18 protein-coding genes are annotated in these 19,466 nt (G+C 61.8%); 11 read left to right on the top strand and 7 right to left on the bottom strand.

Going from position 1 to position 19,466, the window contains the following annotated elements; translation table 11 throughout:
- Nucleotides 1–325: 325 nt before the first annotated feature.
- Both carB and ACE4RL_RS08400 read left to right on the top strand, forming a co-directional pair.
- Nucleotides 326–3,637, top strand: a complete 3,312-nt coding sequence (gene carB / locus ACE4RL_RS08405) for a carbamoyl-phosphate synthase large subunit (protein ID WP_375600045.1) — start codon at nucleotides 326–328, stop codon at nucleotides 3,635–3,637.
- 116 nt (nucleotides 3,638–3,753) lie between these two features.
- On the top strand, nucleotides 3,754–4,275 hold the full coding sequence (locus ACE4RL_RS08400; RefSeq protein ID WP_375600044.1) for a hypothetical protein: 522 nt from the start codon (nucleotides 3,754–3,756) through the stop codon (nucleotides 4,273–4,275).
- Between the two features lie 118 nt (nucleotides 4,276–4,393).
- On the opposite strand, the gene ACE4RL_RS08395 is transcribed toward ACE4RL_RS08400, so the two are convergent.
- From ACE4RL_RS08395 to ACE4RL_RS08380, 4 genes are all read right to left on the bottom strand, one after another.
- Nucleotides 4,394–5,707: a lipopolysaccharide biosynthesis protein gene (locus ACE4RL_RS08395; RefSeq protein ID WP_375600043.1), complete on the bottom strand. Its 1,314-nt coding sequence runs from the start codon at nucleotides 5,705–5,707 to the stop codon at nucleotides 4,394–4,396.
- Nucleotides 5,700–6,860: a GNAT family N-acetyltransferase gene (locus tag ACE4RL_RS08390; RefSeq protein ID WP_375600042.1), complete on the bottom strand. Its 1,161-nt coding sequence runs from the start codon at nucleotides 6,858–6,860 to the stop codon at nucleotides 5,700–5,702. The genes ACE4RL_RS08395 and ACE4RL_RS08390 overlap by 8 nt, the downstream gene beginning before the upstream one ends.
- A gap of 103 nt (nucleotides 6,861–6,963) precedes the next feature.
- Nucleotides 6,964–7,986 carry a low-specificity L-threonine aldolase gene (gene ltaE, locus ACE4RL_RS08385; RefSeq protein WP_375600041.1) on the bottom strand — a complete coding sequence of 341 codons (1,023 nt, stop codon included), beginning with the start codon at nucleotides 7,984–7,986 and terminating at the stop codon, nucleotides 6,964–6,966.
- Between the two features lie 50 nt (nucleotides 7,987–8,036).
- Nucleotides 8,037–9,014: a methyltransferase gene (locus ACE4RL_RS08380; RefSeq protein ID WP_375600040.1), complete on the bottom strand. Its 978-nt coding sequence runs from the start codon at nucleotides 9,012–9,014 to the stop codon at nucleotides 8,037–8,039.
- A gap of 503 nt (nucleotides 9,015–9,517) precedes the next feature.
- Here ACE4RL_RS08380 and ACE4RL_RS08375 point away from each other — a divergent pair.
- The 5 genes from ACE4RL_RS08375 (at nucleotide 9,518) to ACE4RL_RS08355 (ending at nucleotide 13,397) form a co-directional block, all read left to right on the top strand.
- Nucleotides 9,518–9,727 carry a cold-shock protein gene (locus ACE4RL_RS08375; protein WP_092421346.1) on the top strand — a complete coding sequence of 70 codons (210 nt, stop codon included), beginning with the start codon at nucleotides 9,518–9,520 and terminating at the stop codon, nucleotides 9,725–9,727.
- A gap of 351 nt (nucleotides 9,728–10,078) precedes the next feature.
- Entirely contained in the window at nucleotides 10,079–10,552 is a 474-nt protein-coding gene (greA, locus tag ACE4RL_RS08370; RefSeq protein WP_375600039.1) for a transcription elongation factor GreA, read from the top strand.
- A 156-nt stretch (nucleotides 10,553–10,708) separates the two neighbouring features.
- Nucleotides 10,709–11,659 carry a thioredoxin-disulfide reductase gene (trxB, locus tag ACE4RL_RS08365; RefSeq protein WP_375600038.1) on the top strand — a complete coding sequence of 317 codons (951 nt, stop codon included), beginning with the start codon at nucleotides 10,709–10,711 and terminating at the stop codon, nucleotides 11,657–11,659.
- Nucleotides 11,660–11,776: 117 nt separating this feature from the next.
- Nucleotides 11,777–12,670, top strand: coding sequence for a LysR family transcriptional regulator (locus ACE4RL_RS08360; protein WP_157291491.1), 894 nt, complete (start codon nucleotides 11,777–11,779; stop codon nucleotides 12,668–12,670).
- A 19-nt stretch (nucleotides 12,671–12,689) separates the two neighbouring features.
- Nucleotides 12,690–13,397, top strand: a complete 708-nt coding sequence (locus ACE4RL_RS08355) for an HAD family hydrolase (RefSeq protein WP_375600037.1) — start codon at nucleotides 12,690–12,692, stop codon at nucleotides 13,395–13,397.
- A gap of 1,204 nt (nucleotides 13,398–14,601) precedes the next feature.
- Here the strand turns inward: ACE4RL_RS08355 and ACE4RL_RS08350 are convergent.
- On the bottom strand, nucleotides 14,602–15,804 hold the full coding sequence (locus tag ACE4RL_RS08350; protein WP_375600036.1) for a pyridoxal phosphate-dependent aminotransferase: 1,203 nt from the start codon (nucleotides 15,802–15,804) through the stop codon (nucleotides 14,602–14,604).
- Nucleotides 15,805–15,879: 75 nt separating this feature from the next.
- A complete protein-coding gene (locus ACE4RL_RS08345; RefSeq protein WP_375600035.1) occupies nucleotides 15,880–16,299 on the bottom strand; it encodes a DUF4864 domain-containing protein in 420 nt (139 codons plus the stop codon).
- A 144-nt stretch (nucleotides 16,300–16,443) separates the two neighbouring features.
- Here ACE4RL_RS08345 and ACE4RL_RS08340 point away from each other — a divergent pair, with 144 nt between their 5' ends.
- From ACE4RL_RS08340 to ACE4RL_RS08330, 3 genes are all read left to right on the top strand, one after another.
- Nucleotides 16,444–16,740 (top strand): hypothetical protein, encoded by a 297-nt coding sequence (locus ACE4RL_RS08340; RefSeq protein WP_375600034.1) that lies wholly within the window; start codon nucleotides 16,444–16,446, stop codon nucleotides 16,738–16,740.
- Between the two features lie 133 nt (nucleotides 16,741–16,873).
- The gene (locus tag ACE4RL_RS08335; RefSeq protein ID WP_375600033.1) at nucleotides 16,874–17,302 is read left to right on the top strand and encodes a CBS domain-containing protein; all 429 of its coding nucleotides are present in this window, start codon (nucleotides 16,874–16,876) and stop codon (nucleotides 17,300–17,302) included.
- 46 nt (nucleotides 17,303–17,348) lie between these two features.
- Entirely contained in the window at nucleotides 17,349–18,347 is a 999-nt protein-coding gene (locus ACE4RL_RS08330; RefSeq protein WP_375600032.1) for an alpha/beta hydrolase, read from the top strand.
- Here ACE4RL_RS08330 and ACE4RL_RS08325 read toward each other — a convergent pair.
- Nucleotides 18,316–18,702, bottom strand: a complete 387-nt coding sequence (locus ACE4RL_RS08325) for a GNAT family N-acetyltransferase (protein ID WP_375600031.1) — start codon at nucleotides 18,700–18,702, stop codon at nucleotides 18,316–18,318. The two genes, ACE4RL_RS08330 and ACE4RL_RS08325, sit on opposite strands and share 32 nt — an antisense overlap.
- Nucleotides 18,703–18,829: 127 nt before the next feature.
- Here ACE4RL_RS08325 and ACE4RL_RS08320 point away from each other — a divergent pair, with 127 nt between their 5' ends.
- Nucleotides 18,830–19,459, top strand: coding sequence for a Spy/CpxP family protein refolding chaperone (locus ACE4RL_RS08320; protein WP_375600030.1), 630 nt, complete (start codon nucleotides 18,830–18,832; stop codon nucleotides 19,457–19,459).
- The last annotated feature ends 7 nt before the right edge of the window (nucleotides 19,460–19,466 follow it).

Here is a 19,466-nt window from a genome sequence, read left to right as displayed (position 1 = left end):
CCCAAAAGCCAAATGAACTTGTATTTAGACTATGGAAGTCCGAGCAGACAACAGAATGATCTTGCTCCTTCTGCGCATCGCACAGTTCGCATGGACACTGGAAGAGCGTACTTCACTCACTAACGTTCATGCGACCGAGCGTGGATCAGTTGCCCCCTTCCCTTCCGCCGACTCTTCCGCTAGACAGCCCGCTTAACCACCATGTCCGGTCTTTTCCCCTGCGGCGCAGTGCTCAACTGCAGCGCGGGTTTTGCACGGACAGGTGTGTCCGGGCGATTCTCCCTGTTGCTCGGATGATCAGTTGAACGAGCAGAGCGAGCCCCGAATGCCAAAGCGTACCGACATCAAATCGATCCTCATCATCGGCGCGGGGCCGATCATTATCGGGCAGGCCTGCGAGTTCGATTATTCAGGCACCCAGGCCTGCAAGGCGCTCAAGGAAGAGGGCTACCGGATCATTCTGGTGAACTCGAACCCGGCCACGATCATGACCGATCCGGACCTGGCCGACGCCACCTATATGGAGCCGATCACCCCCGAAGTCGTCGCCAAGATCATCGAGAAGGAGCGTCCCGACGCGCTGCTCCCCACCATGGGTGGCCAGACTGCGCTCAACTGCGCCCTCTCGCTGCGCAAGATGGGCGTGCTCGAAAAATACAATGTCGAAATGATCGGCGCGACGGCCGAGGCCATCGACAAGGCCGAGGACCGCGAACTGTTCCGCGATGCCATGAAGAAGATCGGGCTTGAAACCCCGCGCTCCATGCTCGCGCACAATTCCATTGAAGCCCTGCAGGCGCTCGAAGTCATCGGCCTGCCCGCCATTATTCGCCCCAGCTTTACGCTCGGCGGCACCGGCGGCGGCATTGCCTACAATCGCGAGGAATATCTGGCGATCTGCGAAAGCGGCATCGACGCCTCGCCCACCAATGAAGTCCTGGTCGAGGAAAGCGTGCTCGGCTGGAAGGAATACGAGATGGAGGTTGTCCGCGACAAGAACGACAACTGCATCATCATCTGTTCCATCGAGAACATCGACCCGATGGGCGTCCATACCGGCGACTCGATCACTGTCGCCCCGGCCTTGACGCTGACCGACAAGGAATACCAGATCATGCGCGACGCCTCGCTGGCCGTCCTGCGCGAGATCGGTGTGGAAACCGGCGGCTCCAACGTTCAGTTCGGCATCAACCCCAAGGACGGCCGCATGGTCGTCATCGAGATGAACCCGCGCGTCTCGCGCTCCTCGGCGCTGGCCTCCAAGGCCACCGGCTTCCCCATCGCCAAGGTCGCCGCACGCCTCGCCGTCGGCTACACCCTTGATGAGTTGGAAAACGACATCACCGGCGGCGCCACCCCGGCCAGCTTCGAGCCGACCATCGACTATGTCGTCACCAAGATTCCGCGCTTCGCTTTCGAGAAGTTCCCCGGTTCGGACAATCGCCTCACCACCTCGATGAAGTCGGTCGGCGAAGCCATGGCCATTGGCCGCACCTTCCAGGAATCCCTGCAAAAGGCCCTGCGCTCGCTCGAAACCGGCCTCACCGGTCTCAACGAAATCGGCATTCCCGGCCTTGGCGAAGGCGAAGACAAGAACGCAATCAAGGCGGCCCTTGGCACCGGCACGCCGCAGCGTCTGCTCCATGTCGCCGAAGCCATGCGCCTGGGCGTCTCCAATGACGACATCTACGACGCCTGCAAGATCGACCCCTGGTTCCTCGAGCAGATGCGCGGCATTGTCGACATGGAAGCCAAGGTCAAGGAATTCGGCCTGCCCCAGGACGCCGCCAGCCTGCGCATGCTCAAATCCATGGGCTTTTCCGACGCCCGCCTGGCGCAACTGGCCAATCTCAAGACCTCCGACGTCCGTAAGCTCCGCCACAGCCTCGAAGTGCGTCCGGCCTATAAGCGCATCGATACCTCCGCGGCCGAGTTCGCCTCGCCCACCGCCTATATGTACTCGACCTATGAAACCCCCTTTGCCGGCAAGGTCGAGGACGAATCCCGCCCCACCGACCGCAAGAAGGTGGTCATCCTCGGCGGCGGTCCGAACCGCATCGGCCAGGGCATCGAGTTCGACTATTGCTGCTGCCATGCCGCCTTCGCGCTGGCCGAGGCGGGCTACGAGACCATCATGGTCAACTGCAACCCGGAAACCGTTTCGACCGACTACGACACCTCCGACCGCCTCTATTTCGAGCCGCTGACCGAAGAAGACGTCATCGAAATCCTGCTCACCGAAAAGCAGAACGGCACCCTGCACGGCGTCATCGTCCAGTTCGGCGGTCAGACCCCGCTCAACCTCGCCGAAGCTGTCGCCAAGGCCGGGGTCCCGATCCTGGGCACCCAGCCCGAAGCCATCGATCTGGCTGAAGACCGCGACCTGTTCATGAAGCTCTTGAACAAGCTCGAACTGACCCAGCCTAAGAACGGCATCGCCTATTCCCTCGAACAGGCTCGTCTGGTTGCCGAGCGTCTGGGCTACCCGCTGGTCATCCGCCCGTCCTACGTGCTGGGCGGCCGCGCCATGGCCATTGTCCATTCGGCCAAGGAATTCGAAAGCTATGTGCAGGACACGCTGACCGGCCTCGTCCCGCCCGATATTCTGCAGCGCTATCCCAACGACAAGACCGGCCAGATCAACTCGGTCCTTTCCGATAACCCGCTGCTGTTCGACGCCTATCTTTCCGGCGCCACCGAAATCGACGTCGATTGCCTCTGCGATGGCAAGGACGTCTTCGTGGCCGGGATCATGGAACACATCGAGGAAGCCGGCATCCATTCCGGCGACTCGGCCTGTTCCCTGCCTCCGCGCAGCCTGCCGCCGGAAATCATCGACGAGCTCAAGCGCCAGACCCGCGAACTGGCCTTCGCGCTCAAGGTCGGTGGCCTGATGAACGTGCAGTTCGCCTATAAGGACGACACGATCTACCTCATCGAGGTCAATCCGCGCGCTTCCCGCACCGTGCCCTTCGTCGCCAAGGTTATCGGTGAGCCCATCGCCAAGATCGCCAGCCGCATCATGGCCGGCGAGAGCCTCGCCAGCTTCAACCTGGTGGAAAAGACGCTCAAGCATATCGCGGTCAAGGAAGCCGTCTTCCCGTTCAACCGCTTTCCCGGCGTCGACACCGTGCTTGGTCCGGAAATGAAGTCGACCGGCGAGGTCATCGGCCTCGATATCGACTTCGCTGTAGCTTTCGCCAAGTCGCAAATGGGTGCTGGTCAAAAGGTCCCCACCTCTGGCAAGGCCTTCATCTCGGTGCGCGACAGCGACAAGCCCGACATTGTCGACATGGCCCGCCACCTGGTCGAAGCCGGTTTCGAAATCCTCGCCACCGGCGGCACCCAGCGCTACCTGGTCGACAACAACGTCCCGGCCACCAAGATCAACAAGGTGCTCGAAGGCCGCCCGCACATTGTCGACTCCATGAAGAATGGCGGGGTGCAGCTGGTCATCAACACCACCGATGGTCTCAAATCCATCTCCGACAGCCGCGACATCCGCCGCACTGCCCTCTATGCCAAGATCCCCTATTACACCACCATCGACGGTGCCCTCGCCGCGGTGGAGGGGATCGTCGCCCTCAAGCAGGGCGGCCTGCAGGTCCGCGCCCTCCAGGACTATTTCGCGGCCTGACCATTCCGGCCCCTTCCTTTCCGGGAGGGGGCCACCCGCTTTCAGGCTCATCGCATCCCATATGCCAGAGGTCCGGAATGTGCTAGCACTGCAAGGCACGTGGATGGAGCATATGGATGCGCCTTGTTCTTTCCCTTTCCTGCCTTTTGGTGTCTGCGGCCGCAGTGGCAGCCCAGCCCGAGCCGTTCAATCCTTATAGTGCAGCGCTCCATGCCATGCCCCTGGCCGAGGCGCGTCCCCTTTTGGAAGCCGCTTATGGTCAGCTGGCCGATGCTGCTCAGACCATGGATCCCGCCTTCACCGCGCCGGGAGTAACGCTGCTGTCCGCTCAAGACAGCGTCCCACCTGCCGTTTTCCTGTTCTGCGATGACAAGATGGCAGGGGTCATGGCGCCTGTTGACCCTTCCGCAGCGTCGGACATTCTCCTCCCCCTAAGTGGCCCCGGCCAGCCAGCCGCAGAAATCTTTCCGACCCAGACGGGGATTGTCATCACATTTGAGACCGCCGAAATTTCCCTCGTCTACGAGGGGGTCGGCTCACCGAACAGCCAGGTCGTGCTTATCTATCCAGCACAGGTGTTTCGAACCATGACCTTGAAGCGCCGCTGCACTGACCTCGCGGCGCAGCAAGCTGATTGAACTCGACACGCAATCGCGCAATGAGTCACCGGCCTCCACGATTGGTGGAAACGAAGCTGAAATCGACCATGCCGGGCGGTTCCCCAACCGCCCGGCACACCCAACTCCCCGCGCGCGTTCAGGCTCTGACGCTGGCGCTGGCGAACATCGGCAGCCCCAGGCTGAACACCTGCAGCCTCTCGGTTCGCCACAGCAGCAAGGACAAGGCCGCGGTGCGGCAGACCATGGCCGTGGCACTGGCGATGGCCGCACCCAGTCCGCCCAGCACAGGCACAAGCAGCACACCCAGCACTGCCATGATCAGCAGGATGCCCAGACCCACGATCAGCCCCTGGCGCTGCCGTCCCAGGACAATGAGCACTTCGCCTGCCTGACCGGCCATGGCACGCACGATCATGCCCAGGCCCAACACAAGCATCACAGGCTGCCCCGCAAGATAAGCCTCGCCAAACGCCCCCAGCAGCAACGGACTGGCGGCCAGCGCCAAGACGACCGACACAACCGTCGCCCAGAGCGTTAGCCGCGTCGATTGCAATATGCCCCGTTGCAGTTGCGCGCGATCCGCGCTGGCGTGGCTGACGGCGAATTGCCGGCCAGCAACCAGCGTCATCGCATAGGCAACAAACCCCGCCAGTGCCAGCGCCCGTGCCGCAGCAAAGTACACGGCCACAATCTCGGGTTCAGACAACAGGCTTAGTACCAGCACGTCAGCGTAGCCAACCAGATCGTCCAGCCCGGACAGAACCAGCAGTGGCAGGGAAGCCGCCAGCCACAAACGACCCTGCCCACGCGTGACCGGCCCCCTTCCGGACTGAAACGACCTTAGTCGGCGCGTCAGCAGCAACCACATCAGCAAGACGACCACGCCCATGCTACCAATCAGCACGGCACCAACCACTGGCAGGGTAAGGTCAACGCCGGCCGCCGTCAGACCGAGGCACACCAGGCCGATCAGGATGGGGCGCAGGATATAGACCGGCACCGCCGCCAGCCGGAACCAGCCAAAGCTGCGCGCCACGCCTTCGAGATAATATTCAAGTCCCAGGATCGGCAAGCCGAGCAGGATCAGCTCCACGGTCAGGTTCGGCCCATCCAGGCCAAGCCAGAACGCCAATGCTGCGGCCAGCAACATCACTCCAAGCCCGGCGCCACAGACCGTCTTGAGCCCGAAACGCCAATAGCCTCCGAGCGCTTCATGCCGCGACCGCACTTGGTAGCGCGGCAGGAAGCGCACACTCGATTCCGCAAAGCCCAGCGCCGCAAAGCTGCCCAGCGCCAACATCCAGGTCCATAGCGTTACGAAACCGCCATAGCCATCTTCTGGTAAAAGCCGCGCCAATAGCACCTGCAGGCCAAAGACCAGGCCTGCGCCCAATACCCGAATGACCACGGCCAGTGCGGCGTCACCGGTGGTCGATTGCTGCTCAGACATAAAGCAATATGCACGCTACCGGCCGCAGAAACACAGCGATCCGCTCAACCAGGGCCGGCATGCGCGCATGCAGCCGCTTGAGCGCCGGCCGCACGGCCGGCAACCAGGTGGAGGCATACAACCGGCCCCGCCACGTCAACGCTCTGGCATGTCCAGAAACCGCGATCGAAGAATTGGTCCAGCTCGCCTTGTAGTTGGCCGGATTGGTCAGCAGGTCATAGCTGCCGACCCCCTGCTCGATCAGCCAGGCAACTGTGAAGTCCATCTGCACCTTGCCGGGCGACAATTGCTGCAGCTCCCAGTCAAAGCCCCCGACATAGGCATAATAGTGCCCCTGGCGCAGGAAGCCCAATTCCAGCGCCACGACCCGGTCGCCACAGCGCAGCACCGACAGGCACGCCCCCTCCAGCGCGGCCCGATCCCCGGGCAGCGCGGCCAGGAAGTCTTCCAGCCCCCGCATGGCGAAGCCGCTGCTGAACCGCCCCGTTTCGGCCAGCCAACGGCGCTTCATTTCCGCGCACAGCCGCACCAAGGGGCCGAACTCGGGGTCTCCCGGCCACAATACGCCGAAACTCAGATCACCGAGGCGAGCCAGATGGTTCCGGCGTCGATTGCGGTTGCGCTTCTGCAGCTTGCCCAACTGGGCCACATACGCGTCCGGATGGGCGAAGCTGGACAGGTCGAGCATGGAAGCGACATTGGCGGACCCAGCGATCTGGGGCATATGCCCCACGACCGCTTGCAATGCCGACCCGGCCAGAACCGATCGGGTCAGGACGACATCGCAACCCGATTCCTCTGCAGCCTCGCGTAAGGCGCGCCTGACCTGGGCATCGTCCCGGTCTCGCACCAGCACGCCACAATACTGGCTATGGGGCACACCCAGCGTTTCCAATCGTTTGACGCCAGCATTGAAGACAATCATCTGCGGCCAGATCGCGACAACCGTCTCGCTTCGCCACACGGTAACGATATAGGGCCGTACCCCGTCGCCGCAGAACTGGGCCACCCAGTTGCGACACCAGGCAAAGCTTTGGAAATAGCTCAGAGGGTCAGCACTTGCAGCTTCCAGGGCCTGCCAGTCCCGGGCAACCGCGTCGATCTCTTCAAGCGATGTGAGCACGCGGCAGGTCAAACGGCCAAATCCGGACATGACGGCTCTCTCCATAGTTCGCACCCAATAGAACATCAGCGCCTGAACATGGCGTTGTTGGACGTGGCAAACGTGGGGTTAAAGGCGCGATTAAAAAGTTCGCTTAGCCTTTGGCGAAAAACTGGTCCACCAATTGCAGCGCGGCTTCGACATCTTCGTCGTCGACATCCAGATGCGTCACCCAGCGCTGTTGCCCGTAGCGGCCAGTAATGCCCACGCCATGCTCACCCAGATATGCGGTGAAGCGCTCGCCCAGATCGGCCGCCATATCGACCCACAGGATATTGGTGTCTGGCATGGTCACCCGCAGCGCTTCATGTCGCGCCAGCCCCTCCGCCAGCGCTTTGGCCCGCCGGTGGTCGTCCGCCAGCCGGTCCACATTGTGTTCCAGGGCATAGAGCCCCGCCGCCGCCAGGACACCTGATTGCCTGAGCCCGCCACCCAGCATCTTGCGATGGCGCCGCGCTGTCTCGATAAGGCCGGCACGGCCCACAAGCACTGACCCGACCGGCGCGCCCAGCCCCTTGGAAAGGCAGATCGAGACCGTGTCGAACGGCGCGGCAAATTCCTTGATGTCGAGGCCCAGCGCGACACAGGCATTGTAAGCCCTGGCCCCATCCAGATGCAGCCCCAGTCCGTGCTGAAGGGCGATATCGGCAACCGCTGACATGTAGTCGACCGGCAGCACGCGACCACCAAAGGTGTTTTCCAGCGCAATCACCCGCGTCGTGGCAAAGTGGTTGTCGCCCTTTTTGATCGCCCCCTCGATATCGCTTAGCGCCATGGTGCCATCGGCTTGATGCGCAATCGGCTGCGGCTGGATCGACCCCAACACCGCAGCGCCCCCCGCTTCATACTTGTAGCAATGCGCATTCTGTCCGGCGATGAACTCGTCCCCACGCCCGCAATGGCTCATCAGCGCCAAAAGGTTCGACATCGTCCCGGACGGCACGAACAGCGCCGCGTCCTTGCCCAGCATTCCCGCCAGGCGCTGCTCCAGCAGGTTGACGGTCGGGTCGTCCCCGAACACATCGTCCCCGACCTCGGCCGCGGCCATCGCCGCCCGCATCCCGGCGCTGGGCTTGGTGACAGTGTCGGATCGAAAGTCATGGCGAATGGCATTCATGGTAGGCTCCTGAGCGTTGCCAACCTTCTGCCAAGCCCGCACGCAAATTGCTAGGCCGCGACGTCGCCGCCTTCAACCTCGTCATTGGCCGCGCTGACATCGACCATGGGCTTGCGTGCCACGACCAGAATGCCGGTGATCGGCGCGCCGCGATCGAAGCGCAGTACCGCCGTTTCAAAGCGCAGCACCTCAAGTCCCGCCACCACCAGCGCTTCACGCGTCGCTCGGATACCATGGGCGTATCGCAGACTGGGCCGCAGGAATAGCGCCTCCTCCCCCTTATGCGCCTCCAGCGAAAACGCCACCAGCCCGCCAGGACGCATGGCCGGCATCAATGCGGTAAGAACGGGCTGCAAGGCACCGCAGTAGATCAGCACATCCGCCGCCGTCACCAGGTCCACATCGGCCCGGCGGGCATTGAGCGTCGCGACCAGCTCGGCTTTGGCAAGGCTGTCATAGATGCCCTTGCGGGCCGTCTCGGCGATCATCGCCGCCGAAATATCGACGCCTTCGAGATGAGCGACCCTGGCGCGCAGTCTCTCGCCCATCAGCCCCGTGCCGCACCCCAGATCCAGCGCCCGCTCGAAACCGGCAAGTCCCAGCCGCGCCATTTCTTCGGCGACCAATCCATCTAGCAGGTCCGGCACGCGATAGCCGAGCTTGCCGACCAGGGATTGTTCGAACTGCGGCGCATACTGGTCGAACAACGCTTCGACATAGCCCACCGCGGTCCCCTCGCCCGCCGGCCCGGCATTATGAGCCGCCAGCTTCAGCCGCGCCCCGAACACGCCATCGTCGTCCAGCGCTTCAAGCCGCCGCCACGCGGCAATGGCCGCTGCGACATTGCCCGCCTTGTCATGAAAATCCCCTGCCAGATCCCAGCCCGCTGCCCAGCCGGGCACCAGTTCCAGAGCCTGCTCCATCAGTTCGGCCGCCGCCGCATGCTCACCCTGATCGTCCAGCATGCGGGCATAATCCGCGCGCCGGTCGGCGATCACGTCGCCGGAAGAAAAAAACGCCTTGGTCAAGACGATGTGCTTTCGAGAGAACCGGCCCCATCTGGCGCGGCGCGCGGGATGTGCCGCAAAGCGTAGCCAAAGGCAAGCAAATTGCGCAAAACCAGTCCTCGCCCCGTGACCAAATGTTCACTTTCCAATCGCGCGGACTTGGCTAGAATGTCAGCTACCCGATGGTGATCTCTCCCACCCGTTTTGCCATTGGTGGTGGCGCCAGCTACGCCAGCCGATCCGGCTGCCATCCAGGCACCGGATTTCTGCGAGACTAAGTCCTTGTTTTCCTGACGGAACCCTTCGTTCTGCCGGGCATTTTGTCGTGCTTATACGAGATATTGAAGCCTCCCTGTTTTCAGGCTAGGCTTCGCAACATCGAATATTGCGGCCGACTGATCTGAAGACGCGAATTCCATTCGCAACTGCTGACGTCATCTTCCGATATTTCGATATCAACTAGGTTCTGGCCAGGTGCATGGCCAGGGCCGCTCCAGCAGCGACTGCACGAGGGAACGCGCAACATGGCAACCGGTACCGTTAAGTGGTTCAACGGCCAAAAAGGCTATGGCTTTATTCAGCCGGACGAAGGCGGGGCGGATGTGTTTGTTCACATCTCTGCCGTTCAGCGTTCGGGCCTGAATGGCCTGGATGAGGGCCAGAAGGTCACTTATGAGATCGTCAAGGACAAGCGCACCGGCAAATCTGCCGCCGACAACTTGACCGCCTCCTGATCCACCACCCGGAAACAAGCCGAGGCGCGCCCTGGGCCGGGCGCGCCTTTTCTCTTGCCTGTTTGCCTTGGCCTGTTCCGGCTCGGCCGGGCGTTCAACAGCCTTGTTCACACACCGCACCGGCACTGAGCGCACCCGCTTGACCGAAGCGCGGCGGTTGGGCAAGCTGGTGTCATCTCCCACATAGACTTGTCGTGACGCATTGGCCGAACGGAGTTTGGCGGGGAGATACCATGCCAGGCAGTGGATGCCAGGGCATGGGACAACATCAATTGATAGCCAGTCGCGGACCGGAAGATTCGGCCACGCGGCGGCTTTTGTTATGCCGAGCCGATTGGAGGCAGCACGATTATGGACAAGGTTCCGATGACGGTTCAGGGCCACAAGGCCCTTACGGCTGAGTTCGAACATCGCACCAGCAATGAACGCCGTCGTATCATCGAGGCCATTGCTGAAGCCCGGGCTCACGGCGATCTGTCTGAAAACGCGGAATATTCTGCGGCCAAGGAACAGCAGAGCCTCAATGAAGGCCGCATCAAGGAGCTCGAAACGCTTCTGGCGCTGGCCGATATCATCGATGTCAGCAAGCTGAGCGGCGATACGGTCAAGTTTGGCGCGACCGTGACTTTCATTGACGAGGACACCGAGGAAGAAAAGACCTATCAGGTCGTGGGCGATCCCGAGGCCGACGCCTCCGCCGGTCGCATCTCGATTTCCTCGCCCATTTCCCGCGCCATGATCGGCAAGGAAGAGGGCGATTCGTTCGAGGTTGCCGCGCCGGGCGGGTCCAAGAGCTACGAGATCATCAAGATTCGCTACGTCTAGTGCCTAAACTATAGGCACCTGCCGAAATTCCTGTGTCTTTCCTGTCCACTCCCGCGTGCATCTGGTGCGCGGGAGTGACTTTGCCTTGAAACCTTGTGCCTTCGCCTCTTAATTAGGGGCGAGGGAGTGTTCCTGACCTTTTGGAGAGACGTCGCGATGCACGCGAAAGTCATCATCATCGGCTCCGGCCCGGCCGGCTATACCGCTGCGATCTATGCCGCCCGCGCCATGCTTGAACCCGTGATGATCCAGGGCCTGCAACCAGGCGGCCAGCTTACCATCACCACCGATGTGGAGAACTATCCCGGCTTTGCCGATGTCATCCAGGGCCCTTGGCTCATGGACCAGATGAAGGCACAGGCCGAGCATGTCGGCACCCGCATGGTCAACGACATCATCACTTCGGTCGATCTCGATGTCCGCCCCTTCGTGCTGCATGGCGATAGCGGCGATACCTACACCGCCGATAGCCTGATCATCGCCACTGGCGCTCAGGCCAAATGGCTGGGCCTGCCCTCCGAACAGAAATTCCAGGGTTTTGGTGTGTCCGCCTGCGCCACCTGCGATGGCTTCTTTTATCGCGGCAAGCAGGTCCTTGTGGTCGGCGGCGGCAATACCGCCGTCGAGGAAGCCCTGTTCCTCACCAATTTCGCCGAGAAGGTCATCGTCGTGCATCGCCGCGACGAGTTCCGCGCCGAGCGCATCCTGCAGGATCGCCTGTTCAAGAATCCCAAGATCGAGGTACGCTGGAATACTGAAGTTGCCGAAGTCGGCGGCACGCCCATGCCGCCCTCCGTCAATTCCGTCACCCTGCGCAACACGCTGAGCGGTGAAACCTACGAGCAGCCGATCGATGGCATCTTCGTCGCCATCGGCCACGCGCCCGCCACCTCGATCTTCGCGGGCAAGCTGGACATGAAGCCCGGCGGCTATCTTCAGGTAAGGCCCGGAACGACCGAAACCAATGTGCCGGGCGTTTTCGCCGCTGGCGACGTGACCGACGACGTTTATCGTCAGGCCGTGACAGCTGCGGGCATGGGGTGCATGGCCGCGCTGGATGCCGAGCGGTTCCTGGCAGCACATGAACTGGCTGAGGCCGCGGAATAAGTCGTGCAAACTCCCCGCCTGAGTCACGCTACTGTCACAATTCTTGCGCCTCCCTCGCCCATTGCGAGGGTCGCGGTCCGACCTGGCTGAGAACACACAAAAGAAAGCGTCGCCAACATGCTCGACTGGGACAAGCTACGGATTTTCCACACCGCCGCCGAGTCGGGCAGTTTTACTCATGCTGCAGAAAAGCTGGGCATGAGCCAGTCGGCCGTCAGCCGTCAGATTTCCGCGCTCGAAGACGATTTGGGCCTCAAGCTCTTCATCCGCCACGCCCGTGGCCTGGTGTTGACCGAGGTCGGCGAACAGCTGTTCCGCACCGCCCATCGCATGCATTGGGAGTTGCAGCAGGTCGAAACTCAGATGTCCGAAAGCCAGGACGTCCCAACCGGCCCGCTCATTGTCACCACGACCGTGGGTATCGGCTCGACCTGGCTCTCCTCCCGGCTCGATGAGTTTTTGAAGCTCTATCCCCTGATCCAGCTTGAGATCCGTCTCAATGACGCTGAGCTTGACCTCGCCATGCGCGAGGCCGACGTGGCCATCCGTCTGCACCGGCCCAACCAGTCCGAAATGATCCAGCGCAAGCTGTTCACCGTGCATAACCACTTCTATGCCGCCAATACCTATATCGACGAAAACGGCATGCCGCATTCGCCCGAGGATCTGGACGACCACCGCATCATCAGTTTCGGTGAGCCGGTGCCGTCCTATCTCGGCGATATCAACTATCTTGAACGCATGGGTCGCGCCGACTCCAGTCCGCGCCGCGCCGCACTCAGGGTCAACGCCATCTACGGCATGATGCAAGCCTGCCGCGCCGGCATCGGCATCGCCATGCTGCCCGACTACGTGACCGAGAAAGAGGACGGTCTGGTCCAGATCCTCCCCGAGATCGAATTGCCGGCTTACGAAGCCTATTTCGTCTATCCCCCGGCGCTGAAGAACTCCAAGCGCGTCGGCGTTTTCCGCGACTTCCTGGTGTCCAAGGCCCGCGAGTGGTCGTTCTGATCACGGCATCAAAGGGACCATGCCCCGCATCACCACCATTGCCCTCGATGCCGATGACACGCTCTGGCAGAACGAGCAGTTCTTCCGCCTCACCGAGCAACGCTTTGCCGATCTGCTGCGCGACTACACTGACGCGCCGGACCTGACCGAGCGCCTCATATCGGCCACCGCTCGCAATCTGCAGTTCTACGGCTTCGGCGCCAAGAGCTTCACCCTGTCTATGGTCGAGACCGCGCTCGAAATCACCGAGCATCGCGTCCCCGGCACCGTTATCGCCGAAATCCTGGCGGCCGGTCGCGAACTGCTCGACTATCCCCTTGAGACCTTGCCCTATGTCGACGCCGCTCTGGAACAGTTGCAGCACAAGTACCGCCTGATCCTGATCACCAAGGGCGATCTGCTCGATCAGGAACGCAAGTTGGCCGCCTCCGGCCTCGCCGAATACTTTGCTGCAGTAGAGGTGGTTTCGGACAAGACCGAGCCCGTCTATCGTCGCATCTTCGAGCGCCACACCGAGGGCGCGGATCACACCATCATGGCCGGCAATTCCCTTAAATCCGATATCCTGCCCGCCCTGGCCGCAGGCGCCTATGCGGCCTACGTGCCGCACGATCTTACCTGGTCCTATGAGCATGCCAAAGAGCCAGACAAAGAACCGCGCTATATGCGCATCTCGCATCTGGGCGAATTGCAGCACGCCATAGACCGGTTCGAATCTGCGACCTGAGGCACCGGATCGCGCGGCCTTGCCGGCCCCTCAAGGTCAAAAAACGCGCAATCGTCTGCTGCAAAATCCGGCATCGCGCTCGATTTTCGGCCGAAAATCACCGCACACCCCCGCGACAGGGCGCCGCACCCGGGCCTTCAGCCTCTGATTTTATTGGGCTTTTTCCATCGCCATGCAAAGTTTGCATGGCTGGCATAACCTTTGGCGGATTGGCGCGCCGGGCCGCGCCCCCTATATGCCCACCCATCACAGCGGGTGTTTCTCCTCCCTCCCTTGCGCCCGCTGCGTTCCCTCCTGACAGGTTCCTGACCTGTCCCCCTTAGGGCCCTGCTCTCCCCTCGAGCGGGGCCTTTCTTTTTTGTTCCGGCACGTAACCTTCCCTCGCAAAAACGCATGGCTGACATGTCGGTTTCGGGATTGTCTATCAGATCAGTAGAGTTCATATAGCACCCATCGCTGAGGCGCGCTCCGATCTCCTCCTCCCTTCGGACCCCGCATCGCGATACCGGACTAAGGATCATCTCCTCCTCCCTTGATCCAAGGTCCATGGCAGAGCGGCATTCTCCTCCTCCCTTGCTCTCTGCCCCACTTTTGGATCGGTTCTGCCGATCATCGGGCTCCATCTTCGGATGGGGCCCTTTTTTTCACCGCAACCCGGAACCTGTCGCCAAGCTGTCAGTTTGCCTATTTGTTGGACAGATTGTCGCTGTGCCTAATGCATGGCTGTCATGCCGACACATGCATTGCTGACCAAAAGGTCAAAACCTATATTGAGTTTGTCGCTGGTGAAGCCGCTCCGTATCCTCCTCCCTCGGACCCGCTTCTTGCGACACCGGATCGAAACCGCATCCTCCTCCCGCGGCGACGATCCACCGGTCTGGTGCAAATCCTCCTCCCTTGCATCCGGGCCATCACTTGCGATTTGGCTTCGGCCCTATCATCAGGCTCCAACTTCGGTTGGAGCCTCTTTTTTTGCCTGTCTGGCTAGTCAGCCGTCATGCCTTCTCCACATGAATTTGCATGGCAGCCTTTCCTATTGTGCGTTTGTGCGACAATGCCCGGCATAAGATAGTGCCCTCGACGGCGGCGGTTCGTGGTGACCCCGCCTCCTCCAAGGTCAGCGGCTCCGGCCAAAGACCGAACGGCCCCGCCCATCCCCTCGGGCGGGGCCATTTTTGTTTTCAGGCAGCGGCGGATCTATGGATCAGGCAATCCCCGCGCAGAATCCCTGAATGCGCTTGATCGCTTCTTCCAGCTCCGCATTGCTCGCCGCATAGCTCAGCCGGAAATGCCCCGGCAAGCCGAAGGCCGTGCCATGTACCAGCGCCACGCCGGTCTCCTCGAGCAGCGCCAGCACGAAATCCTCGTCGGTCACAAGCTTCGTCCCGCCCGCGCTGGTCTTGCCCAGCAGCCGCTGGCACGACGGAAACACATAGAACGCCCCCTCCGGTGTCAGGCAGTCGAGCCCGGTATTGGCATTGAGCCCCGCCACCACAAGATCGCGCCGCGCCTGGAACACATCGCGCCATTCGGCCAGGAATCCCTGCGGCCCATTGAGCGCTTCCACCGCCGCCCATTGCGAAATGGAGCTGGCATTGGTGGTCGACTGGCTCTGCAGCTTGGCCATCGCGGCCAATAGTGGCTTGGGGCCGGCACAATAGCCAATGCGCCAGCCGGTCATGGCGTGCGACTTGGAAACCCCGTTCATCGTCAGGGTCCTGGCTCGCAGCGCTGGCTCCACCTGCGCGATCGTGGCGAATTGCCTGCCGTCATAGACCAGCACTTCATAGATATCGTCGGTCAGGATGTGGACATGCGGATGCCGCATGAGCACTTCGGCCAGCCCTTTGAGTTCCTCGGCCGTATAGGCCGCTCCGGTCGGGTTGGACGGCGTATTGAGGATCAGCCACTTGGTTTTTGGTGAAATCGCCGCTTCCAGCACTTCGGGCTTGAGCTTGAATCCGGTCGAGGCATCGGCCACCGCAAACACCGGCTCGGCCCCGCACAACCGCACGATTTCGGGGTAGCTCACCCAATAGGGCACCGGCACGACCACTTCGTCGCCCGGGTTAAGCGTCGCCATCAGCGCGTTGAAGATGATCTGCTTGCCGCCCGAGCTGACAAAGCAGTCCGCCGCCGACACGTCGAGCCCATTGTCGCGCCGGAACTTGGCTGCCACCGCTTCCTTGAGCTCGGCAATCCCGTCCACGTTGGTATAGCGCGTCTTGCCCTCGTCCATGGCGCGCTTGGCCGCGTCGCGCACGTGCTCGGGCGTATTGAAATCCGGCTCACCGGCCGAGAGCGCGATAATATCCTTGCCCTCGGCGGCCATGACGCGGGCTTTCTGGCTGATCGCCACTGTCGCCGACGGCGCCACACGCCCCAATGCCTCGGACAGAAAACCCATCATCGCCTCCTTTGCTGGACGGCAATGGGTTTAGTGCAAGCCCCGGGGCGCGAAAAGCCCCGCGTTCAAACTTCGCTAGATGCCAAGTCCGGGTGTGCTGCGCAGCATTACGCCCTGTACCCGCCAGCCCTCGTCACGCTCATCGGCGAGCTGATAAATCGCCTCCCACACGCGGCCATCGGTGTCGATGAACTCGACCTCCTGCAACACCACGCCGGGGGCGAGTTCACGAGACGCCCCGAAGCTATGCGAGCGCGATTGACCGATCGGCCCATAGCCGGAACGTGCCACATCATCGACAAACCGCTGAGGATTGCTTTGATAATTGGCCCGGAACGCTGCCCCCGCAAAGGAGAGCGCCGTTTCACCGTCAGCGCTGCGAAGCGCCTCGATCTGGCCGGTTACGCTGGCGCGCCATGGCTCTTCCATCGCCGCCTGTGCGGACGCCGGCACCATAAGCAGGATGCTCAGGACAAGAACCCAGAGAATACGCATCGTCGATCTCCCGTCTTCGGACAGGCCAGGCCTGCCACAGTTCTGCCCTCAAATGGTCCCGAGTTGCCCCCCTTTGGTTCACAGTCGAACCGCTTTTCGATGCTCTTTTGTCAGCATCGGAAGCGAGCAAGAGACGTCGATCCCATGCACAAATCTACGTCCCCCAAGCGTAAAAGTTTCAGGCTCGTGGCTGTTTTTGGCGCCATCGGCGCTGCCCTGAGCACAACCGCCCTGGCGATTGGCGTCACGCCCGCCCAGGCTGCCGATTTTGCCGCCCAGCCCGATACGCAGATTGCGATCTTCATGGTGCCTTTGACGCTGTTGGTCCTGGTCCTCCTTTTCGAGGTGGCGCGGTTTATTTGGCGTGTCCCCCTGCCGGCTCCAAACCCCGTCCGTCCAGCGCGTCGTCCAGATTGGGCGACCCCGGACACGGCGTCATGAGCCTTTGCCACATTGTGTCCCCCTGACGACCAACTGGCCGGCCTCGCGCCGGCCATTTCTTTTTGACTTTCGACCTATTGCCCAGCGCCGGGAGCCGGTTCACACTCAAGCACTCTTTCAGGAGGACTGACCGATGCATGTCGATACCATCCTGCAGACCAAGGGCGTTGTGGTCTACACGCTGCCTGCAATGGGCACGCTGGCCGACGCCGTCGCCCTGCTCAACAGTCACAATATTGGTGCTGTCGTCATCACGGACGACAATCAGCAGATTGTGGGCATTCTCTCCGAGCGCGACATCGTGCGCCAATTGGGCAAGAACCCCACTGGGGCCCTGTCTCTCTCTATCGCCGATTGCATGACCACCGGCGTGGTCACCGCCGAGCGCACCACCACCATCGACGATGTCATGGAATCCATGACCAGGCGGCGCATCCGTCACATGCCAATTGCCGAAAACGGCAAGCTGGTCGGGATTATCTCCATCGGCGACGTGGTCAAGCTCAAGATCGCCGAAGTCGAGCACGAGGCCGAGGCCCTACGCGAATACATCGCGAGCTGAAAAGGACCGGTTGATCGGCGCTGGCATGATGAGACGGGCTCTCCTTGTGACTGCTGGCGCCGTGCTGCTGCTGGGCACAACGGTATTGTTGGCAGCCAGGCTGAGCCCCTGGCCAGGTGTCCTCCTTATCCAGTGGATGTTTAGTCGTGGCGAAACCGAAGTCGACGCCAAACTGGAAAAATATCTTCCGCCCGACGTGATCACCCAGACCGACATCGCGTATGGTCCGGGGCCCGACGATCAAATGGACCTGAACCGCGCCTCTGCCGCGGCGCAAGCCATGCCGGTTGTCGTCTGGGTGCATGGTGGCGCCTGGATCGCCGGCACCAAGGATGGCGTCTCTCGTTACCTCCAGATTTTGACCACCGAAGGTTTCGCCACTGTCGGGGTTGAATATTCCACCGGTTTCGGCTCGCATTATCCTCGTCCCGTAGAGCAGGTTAACCAGGCGCTGGGATACCTCTCCGCGCAGGATGAAAAGCTTGGTCTGGACGGAAATCGCATCGTTCTGGCGGGAGACTCCGCCGGCGCGCAGATAGCCGCGCAGGTCGCGCTCCTCACCACTGACCCAGACTATGCAGAACGGCTCGGCATCAGGCCCGCCATATCGGCCACCCAACTCAAAGGTGTCGTGCTGGTGTCCGGGGCATTTGACCTCCAATCGATCGATTTCGAGGGAGAATGGGCTTGGTTTATCAACACGGTCTTGTGGGCATATAGCGGCATGAAGGACTTCATGGGAGACGAAAGGTTCGCGATGGCCTCCGTTCAGGAACACATCGGCGCGAATTTCCCCCCTACCTATCTCACCAGTGGAAATGCCGATCCGTTGGAGCCGCAGGCCCGCAGGTTTGCCACCAGGCTCGCCGATCTTGGCGTGCCGGTGACAAGCCTCTTTTTCTCGCCGGATCAGGCGCCACCCCTGCCGCACGAATATCAATTCGATCTCGATCTGCCTCAAGCCCGTCAGGCGTTCAGCGAGATAGGCACCTTTGTGCGCAAGGCCGTCGGGCTCACCTCAACGCCATCAGCCCGGCCGCCGTAGGCCCGAAGCCGCACGCGCGGTAAAACCCCTCCAGATGCGGCTCGAAATCCACATGCAGCCATTTGGCGCCGCGATCCCGCGCCAGCTTGGCGGCGAGCCGCACCAGCTCGCTCGCAATTCCTTGCCGCCGATAGGCCGCATCGACTGCCGTATCGAGAATGAAGGCATGCAGCCCGCCATCCCAGGCGATGTTGACGAACCCCACCAGCCGCTCACCGTCCTTTGCCGCAAGATGCGCCAGGCTACGGCTTAGAACGTGGCCATAATTGCGCGGCGGGGGCACGCCCCAGGCGCGTCGCCAGAAGTCGTCTAGCGCCTCAGTATCCGGAAACGGATTGACGAGATAATCGATCAAGCCAGGCCCTCCACCTTACCAATCTCTCCATCTCTTCATCCAGCCGCAAGGTCGCGAAGAGTTGGCCCATCCTATGGTCTCATCTGTGCCGGTTACCGGCGATATCCCATGCAAAGGATGAACGACCATGAAGACGATTTCCACTACCGCCATCGTGGCACTGATGACCGCCTCCATCGGCCTGGGCGCGATTGCCCCCTCGACGGCCCAGGAAACCACCGCGCCTGCGACCACCCAAGCTCAAGCGGCAGATTCCGCCTCCGGCGCTGAGCGCGGCTTCCGCAACGGCCCCGGCATGCGCCATGGCGGCGGAATGGGTCTGATCAATATCGAGCGCGGCGCCGAAGCCATCGAAATTGCCATCGTCCGCCTCAGCCATGCCATCGAAATGACCGATGAGCAGACCGTTTTGCTCGAAGCGCTCAAGACTGATGCCCTGGCCGCTGCCGCCGCCTTCGAGGCCGCGACCGACGGTTTGCGCCCGACTCCGCCGGCCGAAGGTGAATCCGCCGAACGCCCGGACATCTCGGAGCGCTTTGACAACCGCATCGCCCTTGAATCGGCCCGCCTCGACGCACTCAAGGCCGTTCAGCCCGCCTTTACAGCTTTCTTTGACAGCCTGACCGACGAGCAGAAGGCAGACCTCATCCCCGAACGCGGCGACCGCCAGAACCATATGAGCAAGCAGGGCGACAGGGGCGGCCATCGCGATGGTCATCATGGTGGCCAGCGCCCCATGGGTCCGGGCAACCGCTAAGGCCGGC

The sequence above is a fragment of the Devosia polycyclovorans genome (assembly GCF_042181575.1).
Lineage (GTDB): Bacteria > Pseudomonadota > Alphaproteobacteria > Rhizobiales > Devosiaceae > Devosia > Devosia polycyclovorans.
The sequence above is the reverse complement of the archived record's forward strand: the minus strand, read 5'-3'. Positions and strand labels throughout refer to the sequence as shown.

Bases quoted from the DNA above. Each gene is read 5' to 3' on its own strand.
- carB (WP_375600045.1), top strand. From the start codon at position 326: ATGCCAAAGCGTACCGACATCAAATCGATCCTCATCATCGGCGCGGGG.
- ACE4RL_RS08400 (WP_375600044.1), top strand. From the start codon at position 3,754: ATGCGCCTTGTTCTTTCCCTTTCCTGCCTTTTGGTGTCTGCGGCCGCA.
- ACE4RL_RS08395 (WP_375600043.1), bottom strand. From the start codon at position 5,707: ATGTCTGAGCAGCAATCGACCACCGGTGACGCCGCACTGGCCGTGGTC.
- ACE4RL_RS08390 (WP_375600042.1), bottom strand. From the start codon at position 6,860: ATGTCCGGATTTGGCCGTTTGACCTGCCGCGTGCTCACATCGCTTGAA.
- ltaE (WP_375600041.1), bottom strand. From the start codon at position 7,986: ATGAATGCCATTCGCCATGACTTTCGATCCGACACTGTCACCAAGCCC.
- ACE4RL_RS08375 (WP_092421346.1), top strand. From the start codon at position 9,518: ATGGCAACCGGTACCGTTAAGTGGTTCAACGGCCAAAAAGGCTATGGC.
- greA (WP_375600039.1), top strand. From the start codon at position 10,079: ATGGACAAGGTTCCGATGACGGTTCAGGGCCACAAGGCCCTTACGGCT.
- trxB (WP_375600038.1), top strand. From the start codon at position 10,709: ATGCACGCGAAAGTCATCATCATCGGCTCCGGCCCGGCCGGCTATACC.
- ACE4RL_RS08360 (WP_157291491.1), top strand. From the start codon at position 11,777: ATGCTCGACTGGGACAAGCTACGGATTTTCCACACCGCCGCCGAGTCG.
- ACE4RL_RS08355 (WP_375600037.1), top strand. From the start codon at position 12,690: ATGCCCCGCATCACCACCATTGCCCTCGATGCCGATGACACGCTCTGG.
- ACE4RL_RS08350 (WP_375600036.1), bottom strand. From the start codon at position 15,804: ATGGGTTTTCTGTCCGAGGCATTGGGGCGTGTGGCGCCGTCGGCGACA.
- ACE4RL_RS08345 (WP_375600035.1), bottom strand. From the start codon at position 16,299: ATGCGTATTCTCTGGGTTCTTGTCCTGAGCATCCTGCTTATGGTGCCG.
- ACE4RL_RS08340 (WP_375600034.1), top strand. From the start codon at position 16,444: ATGCACAAATCTACGTCCCCCAAGCGTAAAAGTTTCAGGCTCGTGGCT.
- ACE4RL_RS08335 (WP_375600033.1), top strand. From the start codon at position 16,874: ATGCATGTCGATACCATCCTGCAGACCAAGGGCGTTGTGGTCTACACG.
- ACE4RL_RS08320 (WP_375600030.1), top strand. From the start codon at position 18,830: ATGAAGACGATTTCCACTACCGCCATCGTGGCACTGATGACCGCCTCC.